The following is a 17,979-nucleotide window of genomic DNA, read 5'->3' as shown; positions in this document are numbered from 1 at the left end:
TTTCGAGTCGCGAGCGTCTACACAGAGTCGTACCGTTCACTCAAATGGATTGCTCCTCTCACGCCCTAAGAGGGGCATGATCTTTCGTGACAACGAAGTCATGAATGGTCGCGGCAGACGGGAGGTCCGACGTGAGCGATACCGATCAAGGTCCCGGGTCCGATCCGGAATCCGACTGGGAAAAGGTGCAGGCGAGCCCCGAATTCGCCGAGCTGCGACGAAGGCTCCGGGTATTCGTTTTCCCGGTCTCGGCCCTGTTCCTCCTCTGGTATCTGCTCTACGTGCTCCTCGCCGACTACGCGACCGAGTTCATGAGCACCAAACTCTTCGGCAACATCACCGTCGGCCTGGTCTTCGGCCTGCTGCAGTTCGTGTCCACCTTCGTGATCACCGGCCTCTACGTCCGGTACGCCAACCGGAAGCTCGATCCGCTCGCCGACAAGATCCGGCACGAGGTCGAAGGGGCCGAACGGTGAATACGCTGGCAGCGGGCGTACAGGGGAGCAATCCGGCGCTCAACATCACCATTTTCGCGATCTTCGTCGCGATCACGCTCGTGATCGTTTTCCGGGCGAGCCGGAATACGAAGACTGCGTCCGACTACTACGCCGCGGGGCGCGCGTTCACCGGTCCGCAGAACGGCATCGCGATCTCGGGCGATTACCTGTCCGCGGCGTCGTTCCTGGGTATCGCCGGAGCGATCGCGATCAACGGTTACGACGGTTTCCTCTACTCGATCGGGTTCCTCGTCGCGTGGCTGGTGGCGTTGCTGCTGGTCGCGGAACTGCTGCGCAACACCGGCAAGTTCACCATGGGCGACGTGCTGGCGTTCCGGATGAAGCAGCGCCCGGTCCGCGCGGCGGCCGCGATCTCCACGCTCGCCGTGTCGTTCTTCTACCTGCTCGCGCAGATGGCGGGGGCGGGCGGCCTGGTGAACCTGCTGCTCGGCATCGAAGGGAATCTCGGCCAGGACCTGGTGATCGCCGTCGTCGGCGTGATCATGATCCTGTACGTGCTGATCGGCGGGATGAAGGGCACCACCTGGGTCCAGATCATCAAGGCCGTCCTGCTCATCGCGGGCACGTTCGCCATGACGCTGTGGGTGCTCGGGAAGTACGGCTTCAACCTGTCCAGCCTGTTCCAGGCCGCCGTCGACAAGGGCGGGCAGACCGGGGAAGCGTTGCTCGGGCCGGGCAAGCAGTACGGCAAGACCGGTACGACGAAGCTCGATTTCCTGTCGCTGGGCATCGCGCTCGTCCTCGGTACCGCGGGCCTGCCGCACGTCCTGATGCGCTTCTACACGGTGCCGACCGCGAAGGACGCGCGCCGTTCGGTGGTCTGGGCGATCGCGCTGATCGGCATCTTCTACCTGTTCACGCTGGTGCTCGGCTACGGCGCGGGCGCGCTCGTCGGCCCGGACGTGATCGCGAAGGCGCCGGGGACGACCAACTCGGCGGCCCCGCTGCTGGCGCTCGAACTGGGCGGCCCGATCCTGCTCGGGTTCATCGCGGCGGTGGCGTTCGCGACGATCCTCGCGGTGGTCGCGGGCCTGACGATCACCGCGTCGGCGTCGTTCGCGCACGACGTCTACGCCAACGTGATCAAGAAGGGCAAGACCGCTCCGGACAGCGAGGTCCGCGTCGCGCGTATCACCGCGCTGGTGATCGGGGCGGTCGCGATCGTCGGCGGGATCCTCGCGAAGAACCAGAACGTGGCGTTCCTCGTGGCGCTCGCGTTCGCGGTGGCGGCGTCGGCGAACCTGCCGACCATCCTGTACTCGCTGTTCTGGAAGCGGTTCAACACCCAGGGCGCGCTGTGGAGCATCTATGGCGGGCTGAGCGTGTGCGTTGTCCTGATCGTCTTCTCGCCGGCCGTCTCGGGTAAGCCCGTCGATCCGAAGACCGGGAAGAGCGCCTCGATGATCCAGGGCGTCGACTTCCACTGGTTCCCGCTGGACAACCCGGGCATCGTCTCGATCCCGGTCGCCTTCTTCCTCGGCTGGCTCGGCACCGTGCTGTCCAAGGAGCACAACCAGAAGAAGTACGCCGAGATGGAGGTCCGCTCGCTCACCGGGGCGGGTGCCGAAAAGGCCGTCCGGCACTGAGTGCCTCTTCACGCGCGCGCAACGGGACGGGATGCGAGGATGGGAGGGTGGTGAGCCCTGCTGACATCCCGACCGTCGCCGTCCGTGACCTGCCGAAGGACGGTGTCGCGCTGCTCGACGTCCGCGAGGACGACGAGTGGGCCGCCGGGCACGCCCCGGGTGCCAAGCACATCCCGATGGGTGAGCTGCCCGCGCGCGTCGCCGAACTCGACGACCTGCCCGACGACCAGCCGGTCTACGTGATCTGCCGCAGCGGCGGCCGGTCCGCGCGCGCCGCCGCGTGGCTCAACGCGAGCGGCTGGGACGCGGTGAACGTCGCCGGCGGGATGGGTTCCTGGAAGCAGGAGGGACGCCCGATGGTCGGCGATCATCCCGGCGTCGAACCCGAAGTGCTGTAACCGTGCAGCCAGGCCACTACCCGCCGAGAGCGCCACTCCCGCCGGTGCGTCCCGCGCCGATGCGGCAGCCGGTGCGTCATCGCGTCCGCTGGGTCGCTTCGCCGCCGCCCGGCGCGTTGCCGCAGCGTCGCAAACCCGTGGCCGAGCGCTACTCCGGTCCGCCGTCCTATCCGGTTCCGCCGCGATGGGGCTTCCCGAACCTGGTCTGGCGACGACCGACCGCGGTCCCCGGGACGGCCTCCGGCGAGGTCACCGCGGGGGAACGGCTGCGGGTGATCACGCGCAGCCTCCTGCCGGTGCTGTGGACCTTCGCCGCCCTCGCCGTCGTCGCCGCGGCCGCCGAAATCTGGCGCTACGTCCTGCTCGTTCAGAGCCGCAACTCCGCGCTGTCGACGTCCGTCGTCTCGGTGTCCGACAGCTTCGTGATCACCGCGGGCCTGCTCACGACGATCCTTTCGCTGCTGCCGTCGGGGCTCACCGTGTGGTGGCTGCTCGTGGCCAGGCACGCCGCCGCGGACGCGTGCGGCGAGGTGCCGCCGAGGCGGCAGTGGCACGTGCTGGCGTTCGTGCTGGTGCCCGTGGTGAACCTGATCATGGTGCTGCCGATCGTCGCCGAACTCGAACACGCCGTCCTGCGCCGGACACCGGACACCCGGCCGAAGCCGTCGCGGCTCGTGCTGATCTGGTGGGGCGTCTGGGCGCTCAACTGGGTGCTGCTCGGGCTCGTCATCGTCTGGCGGTTCCGTGACGGAGTCCAGGCGCTGGCCGACGGGGTCGTCCTGGTCGCGCTGACCGATCTGGCCGCGGCCGGGCTCGCGGTGGTGACGGCGCTGCTCGTGAAGCGCATGTCCGGCCTGCTCGCGCCTGTGGCGGAGAAGCGCCTTCGGCTGCTTCGCGTGCTGAAGGTGGACGGGGCGCCGGATCCGGACCGGCGGGAGCGCCCGGCCTCCTCAGTGCGCTGACGCAACTTTCCCACTGAACGTTTGAATGCGGATCTCCGCACTCCGCTGGGAGCGGATCGGTCTGTGAACATAAAGTCATGATCAGCGAGCAGCAAGGGTGTGACCTGCCCGCCAGCGAGACCGGCCGGGCGACGTCTGCTGCACGGCGCTCTTCATCCGAAGTGAAAACAGGGATCACGGGGCAGGGAATCCGCAGGCCTGAGCCGGTGGCGGACGAGATGCCGAAGCCGTTTTCGCTGCCGCCTTTCTTGGGAATGTTCGATCTTCCCGCTGACGCGTCCAGGTCCGTGAAGGCCTCCTTGAGGGACCCAGAGTCCCTCAAGGAGGCCTTCACGGACCTGCGGAAAGAGAGCAAGGGACCTTTGCTGCCGCCCGGGCCGCCGGGGTGAGCCAGGTCACCGTTGACCTCCAGTTCACTGGAGGTTCCAGACTGGTGATCATGAGCGACGACGGCGTCACCTTCATCAATGTCTTCGAGATCCCCGCGGACCACGTGGACGAGTTCGTCGAGACGTGGCGAGAGCGCGCGAAGCTGATGCGGGACGCACCCGGTTTCCGTGACGCCAAGCTTCATCGGGCGCTGCTGCCGGATTCGCGCTTCCAGCTCGTCAACGTCACGCACTACGACAGCAAGGAAGCCTGGGAGGCGGCCGGGAAGAACCAGGTGTTCCAGGCGTCGACCGAACGCGCCGCGGAGGTCGCGACGCCCAACGCCGCGCTCTACGAAGTGGTCGTCGAGTACCCCTAAGCCGTGGTGACCCGGAGCGAGCGCAGCCCCCGGATCACGAATTCGGGCCGCCGCTCCGGGGTCTCGGCGAGTTGCAGTCCCGGCAGCTTCGAGGCGAGGGAGCTCAGCGCGGCCGCGATCTCCACGCGCGCGAGCGGGGCGCCGACGCAGTAGTGGATGCCCATGCCGAAGCCGAGGTGCGCGTTCGGGGTGCGGCCGATGTCGAGGGTGTCGGGCCGGTCGAAGACCTTCGGGTCCCGCGCGGCGGCGCCGAGGAGCGCGCCGATCTTCTCCCCCTCCGCCACCTGGAACCCGGCGATCTCGACGTCCGCGGTCGCCGTCCGCTCGAAGAGCTGGAGCGGCGCGTCGAAGCGGATCAGCTCCTCGACGCACGGATCCAGCAGGTCCGGGGAGGCCACCAGCCGCTCCCACTGGTCGTGGTGGGTCAGCAGCGCGTTGACGCCGTTCCCGATGACGTTCACCGTCGCCTCGTGCCCGGCCATCAGGAGCAGGACGGCGGTCGCGACCAGTTCGTCCTCGGTGAGCTCACTGCGTAGGAGATCGCTGACGATGTCGTCGCCGGGGGAGTCCGCGCGCTGCTTCGCGACGTCACGCAGGTACTCGACGAACTCCGCGGCCGCGGCTTCGGCGGCGTCGCGCTTCTCCTCGGCGAGCCCGTATTCGTACATCTTCACGATGTGGTTCGAAAGGGTGACCATGCGCGGGCCGTCCTCGACCGGGACGCCCAGGAGTTCGGCGATGACCGCGACCGGCAGCGGCTGCGCGAGATGCGTCAGCAGGTCGGCCGAGCCGGTTTCGGCGATCTCGGCGGCGAGCGCGTCGACCATGCCGTCGGCGAGTTCGGCGACCATCGGCCGCAGCCGCTGGACGTGCCCGCGCCCGAACGCGCCCGCGATCACCCGCCGCAGCCGCGTGTGGGCCGGCGGCTCGTTCTCCAGCAGCGAGTTGCGGTGCAGCAGGTTGAACGACGCGAACCGCTCCACCGGCAGCGCGTCCTGCCAGATCCGGCCGAGCCCGCGATGCCGCAGGACGGCGGCCGACGCCGCGTGCGACACCGCCACGGCGATGCCGAGGCCGTCGTGCCGGTGGACTTCGCCGCGCTCACGGAGGTCGGCGAAATACGGGTACGGATTCGCGAGGAAGGCCGGGTCGGCGAGGTCGAACACGTGCCGACTGTAACCCGCGCCGGGGTGGCCGCCCCGGCGCGGCGGGAGCTACAGATGCAGCCAAAGCCCCAGGTGCAGGTGCAGGCCGTGGTGGTGATGCCCGTGGTGATGGCCGCCGCACAGCAGCAGGCAATGCCGGGCCTGGTCCGTTCTGCCGGGTTCCGGCGCGGCCGAAGCCGTGCCTGCCGCGGGCCCGGCCAGCAGCAGTCCGAGTGCCACGGGAACCGCGGCCAAGGCGGCCCGGTGCTTCGAGGTGCTCATCTGTGATCCCTTCTCCGCACTGCGGCGCCGGGATGGCGCCGTGATCGAGTATTCGGTGCGGTACGGGGGAAACGGCAGGCTGATCACCCGCGGTTCGATCGTCCGGATGATGACAACCGTTTTCAGTCTGGTTTCCGTGGTACCCGGATGGCCGCTGAAACCCGCCGATCCGGTCGATCCGGTGGCCTGCCGGGTGCGGTCCGCGCTGCCATCGTCACCAACCCCGGGGGCCTTACGAGACGCGTGCCATCCCGCGATAGCGTTCCGAACCGAGCTTTGAGGAGGCTGACGTGGGCAAGAGTTCGCGCAAGAAGGGTCCCAAGACGACCTCGGATCGCAAGCCGAAGGTGCGCGACGTCTTCGTCGGCCAGCCCTTCGAGGGGCTCGCGGCGGAGACCGAGCTGATCGCGCTGCGCGAGTTCGTCCCGTCGGCGACGGCGGCGCTCACGCTGGGTTCCGGCGAGAAGGTCACCCTCGGCACGGTGCTGCCGATGGCGGCGGCCGCGTTCGTCCGGTCGGACGGCGAGCGCTACGTCGGGATGCAGGTGCAGACCCGCTCCTCGGACATCAGCCGCGACCTCGGCCGCGCGCTCCAGTGGGTGCTGGACGCCAAGGAGGGTGACGTGCTGTCCGTGCCGGACACCACGACGCCGCCCACCGCCGACGAGAAGGCCCGTCTCCAGGACCTGCTCGACGTGAACGCCGAACTCGACGTCACGCTCTACAACGACTTCGCCTGGTGGCTCCCCGAAGACGCCGACGCGAGCGGAGACGTCGCGCTGTCGCTCGAGCGCGCGAACGCGGCGATCATGCCGACCGAACGCCTCGGCGCGGGCGCGTACTGGGTGCTCGCCGGCGAGAAGGCGCACCTGCGCTGGGTCCGCCCGGAACCGGAGAACCTGCTGCTGCAAGCGCTTGCGCGGCTGTCCGCGGCCGGTGAGCTCGGCCTCGGCGAGGGCTCCCGTTACGCCGGGTCGTTCCGCGCGCACGGGCTGCTCGTCCCGGTGTGGGATCTCGACCCCGAGGCCCACGCCCGCGAGTGGGCCGACGCGAAGGACCAGCTCGGCGTCCGGCTCGAAGCCGCGCTGAAGTCCCTCGACACCGAGCCGCTCAACGCCGCCGAGCGGCGCTCGCGCGACGGCCTGATCGGCCGCCAGCTCACCATCCGCTGAGTCCTCGTGAAGGCCCCCTTCCCTCGGCTCAGCCCAGGGAAGGGGGCCTTCACGCGACAATGGCCGAGTGATCCTCCATATCTGCCCCGAGGCCGACTGGGCCGCCGTGCCCGAAGGCGGCGTCTACACCGCCGAGTCGCTCGCCTCCGACGGCTTCATCCACTGCTCGGACCCGGGAACGGCGCATATCCCGGCCAACGCCGTGTTCCCCGGCCGCACCGATCTCGTGCTGCTGGAAATCGACCCGGCGCTCGTCGGCGCGCCCGTCGTCTGGGAGGACGGCGACCCGCCGCATCCGGCCGGTATCCAGTTCCCCCACGTGTACGGGCCGATACCGCGTAACGCCGTGGTGGCCGTCCACGAATTCCCTGTTCAGGGGGACGGTACGTTCAGAATTCCCGGCTCCGTGTCGAGGCGCTGAGCGGGCGCCCCTCGAACTGGTTCGCGGCAAGAGACAACCTGTGGGGGCCGTCATGCGTTTCGGGAGAGGTGAGCCAGGCGAACCTGGCCGGGTGACCCCGGAAGGAGGCGATACGGTGACCGCTGCCGCGACGGTCATACCGGCGACGGACGTCTGGGGGGCCGGCGAGAGCCGGAGGAGTGACGTGCCGGGTGAACTCATCGACTTCGGCGACTTCGTGAGGACCAGCCTCCCGGGTCTGCTGAGGTACGGCCACGCCCTCACCGGGAACCCGCACGACGCCGCCGACCTGGTCCAGACCGTGCTGGAGAAGATCGGTTCCCGCTGGTCGTACGTCCAGCACAAGACCGGTGATCCGATGGCCTACATCCGCCGTTCGATGGCCAACGCGCATATCAGCCGCTGGCGCCGGACCAAACGCGAGAGCCTGGTCGCCGATCTGCCGGACGCCCAGCCGTACAGTCCGGCCGACCCGTTCGAGCACGAGCCGCTGTGGCAGGCGTTACGAGCGCTGCCGCCGCGGCAACGCGCGGTGATGGTCCTGCGTTACTACGAAGGCCTGTCCGAAGCCGAGATCGCGGATTCGCTCGGGATCAGCCAGGGCACCGTCAAAAGCCAGGCGAGCAAGGCGATCGCGTCGTTGCGTACGAAGCTCGCCCTGATCGAGCCCAAGGACGAAGGGAGGGAAGCGGGATGAACATGTCCGACGAGGACGTGCAGCGGAAGTTGCGTGACCTGTTCTCTGATGAGCGGTTGAGCGTGGGATCCACGCTGAATCCCGAGACGATCGTCGCGGGCGCCCGCCGTCGCCGTCGCCGCCGCCAGCTGATGCAGACGACGAGCGGGATGGCCGCCGCGGTGGTGCTGCTGGCCGGTGGCGTCACGATTTTCACGATCCACGACAAGGACAACGGCGCGGCCTTTCCCGGAGGCGACCAGCTCACCATGGGGGCGGCTTCGTCGAGCCTCGCGCAGCCTGGGCCCGGGACATCCGCTCCGCCGGTTTCCGCTCCGGTGGCGTCGCCGAATCCGACGTCCGCGCCTCCGCCGTCGACGGCCCCCGACGGGCCGGTCGAACCGCCGAAGAGCACCGCCGCCGCGAACTCGTCGACACCGCGCAAGGTGACCACCGGCGCGCTGCTGACCCCGGCCGGTTTCGGCAAGCTCCGGCTCGGGATGAGCGAGGAGGAGGCGGAAGCCGCCGCCGGTCCGCTGCGCGCGAAGGATTGGCGGCAATCCTGCGTCTACGGCTACGTGGAGGGAGCCGCCGTTCCGGGGCCGACTTCGGTGTCGCTGACCGAGGCCGACGGGATCACCGTCATCAACCCCTCCGGTGCGGTGCACACCCCGGAGGGAATCGGGGTCGGCTCGACCGAGGCGGACATTCTCGCCGCGTACCCCGGCGGGACCAAGGACGGCAGCGCCTACTTCGCCCCGGTCAACGACGTGAGCGCGTACCGGATCGCGCTGGCGAACGACGGTTCGGTCCTCGGCATCCTGCTGACCCGGATCGAGCAGAGCTGTCAGTTCAGCTGACGGGACGAAGAAAACCCGGGCTTCTCCAAGGGGGAGAGCCCGGGTTTTCCCGTGGTGGGAGCGTTGGTCAGGGCGTCAGAGCGCGCCGCCGGCGACCGGGGGCATCCCCGAGTCGGCGCCGCCGTCCCCGACGGATTCGCGGTGCAGGTGGTTCTCCACCTCGAACAGGTTGCCGTTCGCGCGCTTGACGATGTTGAGCAGCGTGGACATCTGGGAGATCTCCTCGACCTGCTCCTTGAGGAACCACTGCGTGAACTGCTCGCCGATGTAGTCCTCTTCGGCGCGGGCGGCCTTGGCCAGCTGCTGGATGTCGGTCGCGACGTCCTTCTCCTGCTGCAGCGCGAGCTCGATCAGCTCGGTGACGTCGGAGAAGTCGTTGCGCACGTCGCCGGTGCCGGGGATCTCCACGTGGTGGTCGGTGTCCAGCATGTACTGGACGAGCGCCATCGCGTGGTTCCGCTCTTCGACGGACTGCTTGTAGAAATGCTTCGCGAGCTGCGGCAGGTCCTCGGCGTCGAACCAGACCGCCAGCGCGATGTACTGCTGGGAGGCGTTGAACTCGTTGTGGATCTGCGCCTGCAGCAGTTCGTAGAACTTCGAGCGCGGTTGCTTCTTGAGGAGGGCCATGTGTTCGACGATACGTCATGTCCTTATTCGATTTCCACTTTTCTCTGGTGATGTACCCCCTATTAGGTTAGTATTCCCAATAATAGGTTCCCCTCAATTAAGTAAGCCTTCCCTAATCAATCGAAATCGATTAGGGAAGGCTTACTTGATTTCCGGGTCAGATGCTTTCGCGCCGGATGGGGCACGACATGCAGCGCGGCCCGCCGCGGCCGGAGCCCAGCTCGGAGCCGGTGATGGCCAGTACTTCGATACCGGCTTCGGCCAAGCGCGCGTTGGTTTCCACATTTCGTTCGTACCCGACGACGACGCCGGGCGCGAGGGCGAGGGTGTTGTTCCCGTCGTCCCATTGCTCCCGTTCCGCGGTGACCGGATCGAGCCCGGTGTCGATGACGCGGAGCCGGTCGATTCCCATTGCCTCGGCGGCCGCGGCGAGGAATGGGGCCGGGCCTTCCACCTTCACGGAACCGTCGTCGGTCGGCCGCATCGTGAACGCGGTCAGTGAATCGCGGGAAAGCGGATACATGACGACGGCATCGGCGTCGACCATCGTGCAGACGGTGTCCAGATGCATGGTCGCGCGGGTCTGCTCGATGGGGACGGCGAGCACGGTGTGCGCGATCCCGTCGGCGAAGACCGAGCGCGCCAGCGACTCCGCGCCCGCCGCGGTCGTCCGCTCGCCGACGCCGATGGCCAGGACACCCGGCGAGAGCAGCATGACGTCGCCGCCCTCGATCGGCGCCGAATGCGCGCCGTACGCGCGGGACGCGTGGCGGAACCACGGGTGGTAGGCGTAGATGAGGTCCAGCACCGCGGTCTCGCGGACCCGGGCGGGCATGGTCAGCGAGGAGACCGCGACCCGGTCGCCGATCCACGCCGACGAGTCACGGGTGAACAGCAGGTTCGGCAGCGGATCGACGGCGAAGTCGTTCGGGTGGTTCATCAGCCGGACCAGCGAGGCGCCCTCGGCGGCGGGCAGTTCCTCGAAGGTCATACCCGCCATCAGGACCTCGGCCAGCGTCGCCGGGGCGACGCTCGACAGGTGGGAGCGGAGCGAATCGGCAAGGTCGGGACCGAGGCGCCGCTCGTCGACCGCCGCGTGCACCCCGGCCGCGTGGGCGCGGGTGTCGGCGAGCGCCGTGCGCAGCGCGTCGGCCAGCAGCAGCACCTCGACACCTCGGCCGCGCAGCACCTCGGCGAACGCGTCGTGCTCCTCCTGCGCGCGGTCCACCCAGGGGATGGAATCGAAGAGGAGCTGGTCGTTGTTGCGAGGCGTGAGCCTTTTGAGCTCGTTGCCGGGCCTGTGCAGCAGCACCGCACGCAGGGGGCCGACTTCGCTGTCAACTCGGGGTGGAGTCGTCTCGTCAATCACTGGTTCACCCTAGCTAGGGCAACCAGGAAACTCGCCCTTTGAGCAGCGCGTATCCGACGAAGGAAACGAAATCCAGCGCGGTGTGCGCGGCGATCAGCGGCCACAGCCGGTTCGTCTTCTGCCACAACCTGCCGAACACCAGGCCCATCACGACATTGCCGACGAAACCGCCGAAACCCTGATACAGGTGATACGACCCGCGAAGCACCGAAGACGCGACCAGCGAGGTGTTCTCACGCCAGCCGAGCTGCCGCAGCCGGGTCAGCAGGTACGCGACGACGAGCACTTCTTCGGCGAACGCGTTCCCGAAGGCCGACAACGTCAGCGTGATCGGGCGCCACCACGTCTCGCCCAAAGTGGACGGTTGCACCGACAGGCTGAACCCGAGGCCGTAGGACAGGAAGTACAGGCCCAGCCCTGGAATCCCGATCACCGCGGCGAGCAGCAGCCCGTGGACGACGTCGCGGCCCGGGCGCTGTTTGTCGAGGCCGATCTCCGCGAGTTTCATCCCGCCGCGCCACAACAGGTACAGCCCGAGCGCGCCCCAGCCGACCAGCTGACCGGCGCTCAGGAGCTGCTTGAGCAGGTCGACCAGGCTCAGCGTCGCCTGGGGAACGTTCAGCTGGGCCTGTTGCTGCGCCAGCGGCACCGGCTGCAGCAGCGAGTCCACAAGGGACAGCAGACTGCGCAGCCCGGACAGGCCGAGGGTGATGCCGAAGACGACGACCAGTTCGATGACGATCGCGCGGCGGCGCGCCGGATCTTCCACGAATTCCGGCAGCGCCGGGCGTTCGGGACGCAGCCAGCTCATCGGCCGCACGTTACCTTGTGGCTTTCCGGGTGGCTGAAGGACGCTTTCACCTCATGTCACGCGGTGAAGGGAGCTTTCCCCACGTCGCATGCGGGCATGGTTCCCTTCGGCCCTGCGCGGGTGATCGTCGGCGGGTTACCGTCGAGTCATGCCAAGGAGCATCGCGACCAACGAATCCGTCGACCGTGCCGCGCTCGTCGACTTCCTGTCCACTCGTCACCGCGCCATCCTCATGACCACCAAGGCCGACGGCGGCCCCCAGCTTTCCCCGGTGACCTGCGGTGTCGACGCCGAAGGCAGGCTGGTCATCTCCACGTATCCGAAGCGCGCGAAGGTCGTCAACATCCGGCGCGAGCCGAAGGTGTCCGCCTGCGTCCTCTCCGACGAGTGGAACGACCGGTGGGTCCAGCTGAACGGCACCGCCGAGGTGCTCGACCTGCCCGACTCGGTCGAGCCGCTCGTCGACTACTTCCGCGCGATCTCCGGCGAGCACCCCGACTGGGACGAGTACCGCGAAGCGATGGTCAAGCAGGGCAAGAGCATCATCCGCGTCACCATCGAGTCGTGGGGGCCGATCGCCAAGGGCGGGTTCCCGGCGGAACTCGCCTAACCCTGCGGAAAGTACGGGCAGCCGACGAGGCGGCGGATCTCGCCGCTCAGCTGCTGCGGCCCTTCGACCGGACGCGAGAACGCGAGCCGGACGTCGTGGTCGCCGGAGTCGGCCTCGACCCGCAGCCGCAGCCCGTAGCGGTCCAGCCCGAGCGGCCGGATCCACCCGCCGCGCAGTTCGGCGGGCACGTGTTTGGCGAGCTGCTGGACGACGTCGGCGTGGTCGGTCTCCAGATGCCGCAGCCAGTCGGCCTCGTAGTCGTGGAACGGATCCGGCGGCGCGGCGCTGAACATGTGCGGCCGGAGCGAATGCGTGCCCTCGGCGTCGGCGAGGACCAGTGACGCCGGGGTCAGCCGCAGCAGCGTCAGGCCGTGCCCGACGTCCAGGAGCCGCTCGTCCGGCCGGGTCTCGGCGATGGAGACCGCGCGGGCCCGCGCCGAAACCTCGGAGAGCGGGCGGAGCCAGCCCGTGATCCACAGCAGCCCGCGGATGGGTTCCCGCAGGTCGACCGGTGCCTGATCGGTCAGTTCGACCATCACCGCGAGCTCGCCGCGTTGGGCCTCGTGCGCGCGTTTCACCAGGTGGTGCTCGTCCGGCAGCAGGATGCTGACGCTGCCGCTCGTGTGCACGTGGTGCAGCTCCGGGATGACACGGCCGCACTGTCCTGGCTGGTCACGCTGCTCCGCGGTCGGCATCAGCGTCGCCGGCCCGTTGCGGGTGGCGATCGTCTTCGCGCGTTCGGCGGGGTTCGGCGCCGGCGGGCGGCGGATGGACGTCGGTGTGGTCACGGCTCACCTCCTAGTTAGGTGAGCCTAACCTGATCTGGCCACCGAGGGGAAGTAGCCTGGATCACGTCTCACCACCTGCCGATAGGTTGACCAGGTGGAAGCCCACAGAATCCGGGTGCTCGAACCACCCGAAGGGATTCCGGCGACGAACATGCCGGTCCTGGTGCCCCTTCTCGATCGCAACACCGCGACCACCGGGACGATGACCATCGCGACCGGACTGCTCGTGGTGCTGGGCGCCGTGCTCGCGATCTCCGGCGGGCACGGGATCGCCGTGCCCACGGCCCTCCTCGTCTTCATGACACCGTCTTCGCTCTACTTGGGCTACTCCGCCCTTGCCGGATCCTCGCCGATGCGCAAACTCACCCACAAGCCGTTCCGCCTGGTGAGCGGGCTGGACGGCGCCCTCGTCGCCGGTTCGCGGGTGAGCGTTCCCCTGGACGGGCGGTGGCTCGTCGTGCGGTTCCCCGTCCCGCTCCGGACGCAACTCGCGGCGCAACGGCGGCTCTGGGTGCTCGGGCGGTTCGTCGTGCTGCCCGGTGTCGTCGTCCCGCGTCGTGGCGCGTTCCGCGACAAGCCGGTGAAGGGCTCGGTTCCTTTCGCCGCGGAGCCGGCGTCGCCGGGCCGGATTCTCGCGGCGCAGCGGCGGCTGCTTTCGGCGTACTACTTCGTCAGTGTCGTGATGCTGCTCGTCATGAGCGCGTTCGGCTTCTGGGCGACGGCGGACCATCCGCGACGGGACGGCGTCGTGGTGAAGGGTGCTTGGTTCTTCGGCTACGGCTGTGCGGTGGGCGCCCTCGGGCTCGCCATCGCCGCCGTGGTGTTGCTCAGGAAGCTGCCCGAGCCGCGGTGGACCGAACTCGCCGTCGTGTCCGGCCCGGCGTCGGTCAACTTCTTCGGCATGGTCACCGTGAAAGGCCGGACGGTCCTGCCCGACGGCCGCGAGGTCACCGTCCAGGCGGGCGGCTCGGATCCGTCGCTGGCCGCGAACATCGCCGCGACCGGGCGGCTGTGGGTGCTCGGCGTGCCGGCGGCTGGGAAGGCGGCGAAGGCGGGCGTGCCCGGCCACGCGGTTTTCGGTCCGGTCAGATTCGGCCGGTGACGGTCAGCCGAGCGAGCGCCGCGTCGCCTCCTCGGTCTCCACGACACCTCGCCGGATCCCTTCCAGTTGCTCGCTCAGCTCGCCGATGGTCGTCGTGTCGAGCAGCGAATCCCCGGTGGCGGCCGACAGTTCGGCCGCCCTGGCGACCAGGCCGTCGAGTCCGAGCGCGCCGGATCGCAGCTGTGCCAGCAGTTTCCGCTGCGCGCTCGACAGCCGCGCGTGCACGTCCTCCTGTGCTTGCACGGCTTCGAGCGACTGGGTCAGGTCGCCGCGGATGTCGTCGTCGGCGGTCTTCAAGTCCTTCCGCAGCCGGGCTTTTTCAGCCGACACCGCGCCGAGATCGACGCGCGCCAAGGCTTTTCCGGTGGCGGACGTGCGGGCCGCCAAACGCCGCAGGGTGTCGACGGTTTCCCGCACCACCGGTTCCATGTCGGCCACCCGGTCGGCGAGCGGTCCGGTGTCGAGCGAAGCGGAAATCGACCCGAACCCGTCGGCCGCGGCTTCCGCGCGCCGCAGCCAATCCGCCTCCGGGGAACCAGGCTCGACGCCGGGGAGCGGCCGTTCTTCGGGCTCTGGCAACGGTTTCGGCCGCGTGGCCGCGGCGACTCCGGCGCGGGCGGCCAGCACGGTCACGCCGACGCCGAGCGCGGCGAGCACCGGCAGTTGCACGGCCCAGGCCGCACCCGCCGATGTCGCCGCGAGGAGCAGTCCCCACGGTTCGGCTAGTTCACGGACGAAACGCATGACCGAGGATCTCAGAAATTCGAGATCACGGCGGTGAAGACCTGGTCGATCGAGTCCGGTTTGGACGAGTCGTATCCGACCCCCTGGGTGGTTTCGGCGATCTCCTTGAGCACGTCCAAATCGGCGTCGGAGCCGTACGCGATGGTGAACAGCCGCACCGCTTCGCCGCCGCCCTCGGCCCGCAGCCGTCCGACGAGGTTCGGCAGATCGATGCCGCCGGGATCCTCGTTCCGGCCGTCGGTGAGCACGACGACCGCGTTGATCGCGTCCGGATCCAGCCGCTGCTTCATGAACTCGTACGCGGCGAGCGACGAGTCGTAGAGCCCCGTCCCGTTCTGCGGGGTCAGCCCGTTCAGCCGCGACGCCAGCTCCCGCCTGCCCGGTTCACCGCCGATCGGCGACACCGGCCGCAGCTCCACGAAGTCCTTGTCGCCGTCCAGTTTCGTCGAGAACATCCACAGCCCGACCTTGTCCGCGTCGCTGAACTGCGGCAACGACGCCACGGCCGCCTGTTTCGCGAGATCCATCTTGTTCTTCCCGGTGCCGTCGACGCCGTCGCCCATCGACCCGGAGACGTCGACGACCAGCAGCACGTTCGCCTTCTTCCGCAGGTCCTTCCACGACTTCAGCACCTCGGTCAGCACCGGCGGGCTCGGCGGGCGGATGAGGTTGAGCTTCGAATCCGGCTCGGCGCCGTTCTCCTTCGTGGTCTGCGAGCCGGGTTTGCCGTCGAACGTGCGGAAGCCGATGTCGCTGAACTTCTGCTGCGCCTCGGCGCCGCGCAGATGCGCGAGGAAGTCCGCGGCGACCTGCTTGTGGAGGTCGTCGGCCCAGTTCAGCACGGTGAACGGGTGATCGGAATTGAGCGTGCCGTCGCTCGGGTAGATCCCCACGAGCGGCACCTTCGGCGGCGCGTGCTGCCCGCGTTTCGCCGGATCGTTGGTGGGATTGCCCTGGTTGTAGCCGACGAGCGAGTTCTCCTCGACCGTGACCGCCGAGATATACGACATCGCGGCGCCGCGGTCGTCGGCCTTCTGCAAGTTCGTCAGGAACGTCAGCGTGTTGTCGCCGTAGTGGACGATGGCCTGCTCGACGTTCTGCACGAACGTCCGCGCCTCCGGCTTCGCGAGCGCGTTCGCGGTGAGATCCGAAGACGTGCCCGTCGCCGCGTAGTAGGCGCCGATGGTGGCGTTGAGGCCGGAGGTCGAGATGTTCGGATTCGTCTTGCCCAGCCGGAACTTCCCCCACTCCGGGTGGCCGTACTTCGCCCAGCCCTGCGGATCCGTGGCCAACGCGGCGAGATCCTTCCAGCCGATGCCCTTGCCGGGCCAGCCGAGCGCCTCGGCCATCGGTTTCGGCATCGCGACGACCAGCGGCGCGTTCGCGACCGATTCCGGGCCGCCCTCGGGCACCAGCGCGGGGTGGTCGGAGCCGGTGAGGTTCTGGCGCAACAGGTTCACCCAGCCGGACGCGGCGGGCGTCCAGACGTCCGGGCGCGGGCCGTCCACCGCCTCGTTCCAGCCGCGGGCCAGCGCCTGCATCGCGGTACCGGACGACTTCGACTGCACGAGCACGTCGACGCAACGTCCGGCCACCGTGCGGCCGCTGTAGCCCTTGGCGATCTCCGCGACCACGCCGGCCTTCTCCGGCGACGACGACACCTGAAGCTTGACGGCGTCACCGGTGGTGCACTTCGCCTCCACGGCCTCTTCGCCGGAGTCGCTCGTGATCGCGCGCAAACCGATGATCAACCCGATCGCGACCACCGCCGCGGCCGCGAATGCCAGGACCTTGCGGCCGCCGCGGGACTGCCCTGGATTCACGACCATGGAGAACCTCCCGGTGAGAAACACCGATTATCCGGAGGTTTCGCCTTGCCAGGCTTGGCGTTGCCGAACCGTTGCGGCCGTGGCGGTACTTATCCCGCCACGGCCGCGAGGGGTCGTTACGCGCCGGGGCCGCGCCCGGACCAGGTCCACGCGTAGCCGGGGTCCTCCGACGCGTCGGCCGCCTCGCCGAGGTCCAGCGGCGCGAAGGTGTCCACCATGACCGCGGTCTCGTCGAAGAACTGCGCCCCGATCGACGCCTCCGCCGCCCCGGGCTGCGGCCCGTGCGTGAAGCCGGACGGGTGCAGCGAAAGCGAGCCGACCTCGATGCCGGAGCCCTTGCGCGCCTCGTAGTTCCCGCGGACGTAGAACATGAGCTCGTCCGAGTCGACGTTCGCGTGGTTGTACGGCACCGGGATCGACTCGGGGTGGTAGTCGACCTTGCGCGGGCAGAACGAGCAGACCACGAAGTTCGGGCCCTCGAACGTCTGGTGCACGGGCGGCGGCTGGTGCACGCGGCCGGTGATCGGCTCGAAGTCGTCGATGTTGAACGCCCACGGGTACAGGCAGCCGTCCCAGCCGACGACGTCGAACGGGTGGGTCGCGTAGGTGTAGCGCGTCAGCCCGGCGCGGTGCCGCACGAGGACCTCGACGTCGGTGCCGTCGACGACCAGCGGCTCGGACGGGCCACGGATGTCGCGTTCGCAGTACGGCGAGTGCTCCAGGAACTGGCCCTTCGCCGACAGGTACCGCTTCGGCGGGCCGATGTGGCCGCGCGCCTCGATGGTCAGCAGCTTGACCCCGTCTTCGTCGTGCGGGAGCACCCGGTAGGTGCACGACGTCGGGATGACGAGGTAGTCGCCGTCGCCGACCTCCAGCGAGCCGTAGATCGTCTCGACGGTCGCGCCGCCGCCCTGGACGTAGAACAACTCGTCGCCCGCGGCGTTGCGGTACAGCGGCGACGGCTTGGTCGCGTGGACGAAGCCGATGGTGACGTCGGCGTTGCCGAACAGCCGCCGCCGGTCGGTGACCGCGTCGGCGTCGCCGAACTTGAGGTCCTGGGTCTTGAAGGCGCGGGGCTTGAGCGGATGGTTCGGGGTGATGGGGCCACGCTCGTCCTCGATCGCGACGGCGTCGACGATCGCGGTGGGCAGCCCGCGGTGATACAGCAGCGCCGAGTCCGCCGAGAAGCCCTCGACACCCATCAGTTCCTCGGCGTACAGGCCCCCGTCGGGCTTGCGGAACGCCGTGTGGCGCTTGTGCGGGATCTCGCCTACCTGCCGGTAGTAAGGCATCGGAATCTCCCCGGAACGTGTCCGTTGTGCGAACGATTT

General features: G+C 68.8%; 21 protein-coding genes. 12 read left to right on the top strand and 9 right to left on the bottom strand.

From position 1 onward, the window contains the following. The first annotated feature begins 104 nt into the window (after positions 1–104). The 6 genes from DMH01_RS22295 to DMH01_RS22270 all read left to right on the top strand — a co-directional run bounded on the left by DMH01_RS22295 (position 105) and on the right by DMH01_RS22270 (position 4,212). On the top strand, positions 105–476 hold the full coding sequence (locus tag DMH01_RS22295; RefSeq protein ID WP_233621637.1) for a DUF485 domain-containing protein: 372 nt from the start codon (positions 105–107) through the stop codon (positions 474–476). Continuing rightward, positions 473–2,104 (top strand): cation acetate symporter, encoded by a 1,632-nt coding sequence (locus tag DMH01_RS22290; RefSeq protein ID WP_125679194.1) that lies wholly within the window; start codon positions 473–475, stop codon positions 2,102–2,104. Before DMH01_RS22295 ends, DMH01_RS22290 begins: the two co-directional genes overlap by 4 nt. A 47-nt stretch (positions 2,105–2,151) precedes the next feature. Continuing rightward, on the top strand, positions 2,152–2,502 hold the full coding sequence (locus tag DMH01_RS22285) for a rhodanese-like domain-containing protein (protein ID WP_125679193.1): 351 nt from the start codon (positions 2,152–2,154) through the stop codon (positions 2,500–2,502). Positions 2,503–2,561: 59 nt separating this feature from the next. Then, positions 2,562–3,464: a DUF4328 domain-containing protein gene (locus DMH01_RS22280; RefSeq protein ID WP_125679820.1), complete on the top strand. Its 903-nt coding sequence runs from the start codon at positions 2,562–2,564 to the stop codon at positions 3,462–3,464. A 77-nt stretch (positions 3,465–3,541) separates the two neighbouring features. Further along, a complete protein-coding gene (locus DMH01_RS22275) occupies positions 3,542–3,853 on the top strand; it encodes a hypothetical protein (protein ID WP_125679192.1) in 312 nt (103 codons plus the stop codon). Positions 3,854–3,903: 50 nt separating this feature from the next. Next, positions 3,904–4,212, top strand: a complete 309-nt coding sequence (locus tag DMH01_RS22270) for an antibiotic biosynthesis monooxygenase (RefSeq protein ID WP_125679191.1) — start codon at positions 3,904–3,906, stop codon at positions 4,210–4,212. Here the strand turns inward: DMH01_RS22270 and DMH01_RS22265 are convergent. Next, complete coding sequence (locus tag DMH01_RS22265) at positions 4,209–5,378, bottom strand: cytochrome P450 (RefSeq protein ID WP_125679190.1); 1,170 nt, start codon at positions 5,376–5,378, stop codon at positions 4,209–4,211. The two genes, DMH01_RS22270 and DMH01_RS22265, sit on opposite strands and share 4 nt — an antisense overlap. 48 nt (positions 5,379–5,426) lie before the next feature. Next, the gene (locus tag DMH01_RS22260; protein ID WP_125679189.1) at positions 5,427–5,639 is read right to left on the bottom strand and encodes a hypothetical protein; all 213 of its coding nucleotides are present in this window, start codon (positions 5,637–5,639) and stop codon (positions 5,427–5,429) included. A 290-nt stretch (positions 5,640–5,929) separates the two neighbouring features. On the opposite strand from DMH01_RS22260, the gene DMH01_RS22255 reads away from it, so the two are divergent. The 4 genes from DMH01_RS22255 (at position 5,930) to DMH01_RS22240 (ending at position 8,768) form a co-directional block, all read left to right on the top strand. After that, entirely contained in the window at positions 5,930–6,811 is an 882-nt protein-coding gene (locus DMH01_RS22255; RefSeq protein ID WP_125679188.1) for a DUF5926 family protein, read from the top strand. 67 nt (positions 6,812–6,878) lie between these two features. Beyond that, positions 6,879–7,232 carry a DUF952 domain-containing protein gene (locus DMH01_RS22250; protein ID WP_125679187.1) on the top strand — a complete coding sequence of 118 codons (354 nt, stop codon included), beginning with the start codon at positions 6,879–6,881 and terminating at the stop codon, positions 7,230–7,232. 184 nt (positions 7,233–7,416) lie between these two features. Then, positions 7,417–7,929, top strand: a complete 513-nt coding sequence (locus DMH01_RS22245; RefSeq protein WP_125679186.1) for a SigE family RNA polymerase sigma factor — start codon at positions 7,417–7,419, stop codon at positions 7,927–7,929. Then, positions 7,926–8,768: a hypothetical protein gene (locus DMH01_RS22240; protein ID WP_125679185.1), complete on the top strand. Its 843-nt coding sequence runs from the start codon at positions 7,926–7,928 to the stop codon at positions 8,766–8,768. Before DMH01_RS22245 ends, DMH01_RS22240 begins: the two co-directional genes overlap by 4 nt. A 75-nt stretch (positions 8,769–8,843) precedes the next feature. On the opposite strand, the gene DMH01_RS22235 is transcribed toward DMH01_RS22240, so the two are convergent. The 3 genes from DMH01_RS22235 to DMH01_RS22225 all read right to left on the bottom strand — a co-directional run bounded on the left by DMH01_RS22235 (position 8,844) and on the right by DMH01_RS22225 (position 11,575). After that, positions 8,844–9,395, bottom strand: coding sequence for a ferritin (locus tag DMH01_RS22235; RefSeq protein ID WP_034309611.1), 552 nt, complete (start codon positions 9,393–9,395; stop codon positions 8,844–8,846). Positions 9,396–9,552: 157 nt separating this feature from the next. After that, entirely contained in the window at positions 9,553–10,764 is a 1,212-nt protein-coding gene (locus DMH01_RS22230; protein ID WP_125679184.1) for an arginine deiminase, read from the bottom strand. 13 nt (positions 10,765–10,777) lie between these two features. Further along, entirely contained in the window at positions 10,778–11,575 is a 798-nt protein-coding gene (locus DMH01_RS22225; RefSeq protein WP_125679183.1) for a CPBP family intramembrane glutamic endopeptidase, read from the bottom strand. Positions 11,576–11,723: 148 nt separating this feature from the next. Between DMH01_RS22225 and DMH01_RS22220 the strand changes: the two genes are divergently transcribed. After that, positions 11,724–12,185 carry a PPOX class F420-dependent oxidoreductase gene (locus DMH01_RS22220; RefSeq protein WP_125679182.1) on the top strand — a complete coding sequence of 154 codons (462 nt, stop codon included), beginning with the start codon at positions 11,724–11,726 and terminating at the stop codon, positions 12,183–12,185. On the opposite strand, the gene DMH01_RS22215 is transcribed toward DMH01_RS22220, so the two are convergent. Next, entirely contained in the window at positions 12,182–12,973 is a 792-nt protein-coding gene (locus tag DMH01_RS22215; RefSeq protein WP_125679181.1) for a DUF2470 domain-containing protein, read from the bottom strand. The two genes, DMH01_RS22220 and DMH01_RS22215, sit on opposite strands and share 4 nt — an antisense overlap. 94 nt (positions 12,974–13,067) lie before the next feature. On the opposite strand from DMH01_RS22215, the gene DMH01_RS22210 reads away from it, so the two are divergent. Further along, complete coding sequence (locus DMH01_RS22210) at positions 13,068–14,075, top strand: hypothetical protein (RefSeq protein WP_125679180.1); 1,008 nt, start codon at positions 13,068–13,070, stop codon at positions 14,073–14,075. A gap of 3 nt (positions 14,076–14,078) precedes the next feature. On the opposite strand, the gene DMH01_RS22205 is transcribed toward DMH01_RS22210, so the two are convergent. The 3 genes from DMH01_RS22205 to DMH01_RS22195 all read right to left on the bottom strand — a co-directional run bounded on the left by DMH01_RS22205 (position 14,079) and on the right by DMH01_RS22195 (position 17,940). Next, on the bottom strand, positions 14,079–14,819 hold the full coding sequence (locus DMH01_RS22205; protein WP_125679179.1) for a hypothetical protein: 741 nt from the start codon (positions 14,817–14,819) through the stop codon (positions 14,079–14,081). Positions 14,820–14,830: 11 nt separating this feature from the next. Continuing rightward, positions 14,831–16,648 carry a substrate-binding and VWA domain-containing protein gene (locus DMH01_RS22200; protein ID WP_125679178.1) on the bottom strand — a complete coding sequence of 606 codons (1,818 nt, stop codon included), beginning with the start codon at positions 16,646–16,648 and terminating at the stop codon, positions 14,831–14,833. 116 nt (positions 16,649–16,764) lie between these two features. Continuing rightward, positions 16,765–17,940 carry a homogentisate 1,2-dioxygenase gene (locus DMH01_RS22195; protein ID WP_125679177.1) on the bottom strand — a complete coding sequence of 392 codons (1,176 nt, stop codon included), beginning with the start codon at positions 17,938–17,940 and terminating at the stop codon, positions 16,765–16,767. Positions 17,941–17,979 lie beyond the last annotated feature (39 nt).

Source organism: Amycolatopsis sp. WAC 04182, assembly GCF_003947465.1.
Classification (GTDB): Bacteria; Actinomycetota; Actinomycetes; order Mycobacteriales; family Pseudonocardiaceae; genus Amycolatopsis.
The sequence above is the reverse complement of the archived record's forward strand: the minus strand, read 5'-3'. Positions and strand labels throughout refer to the sequence as shown.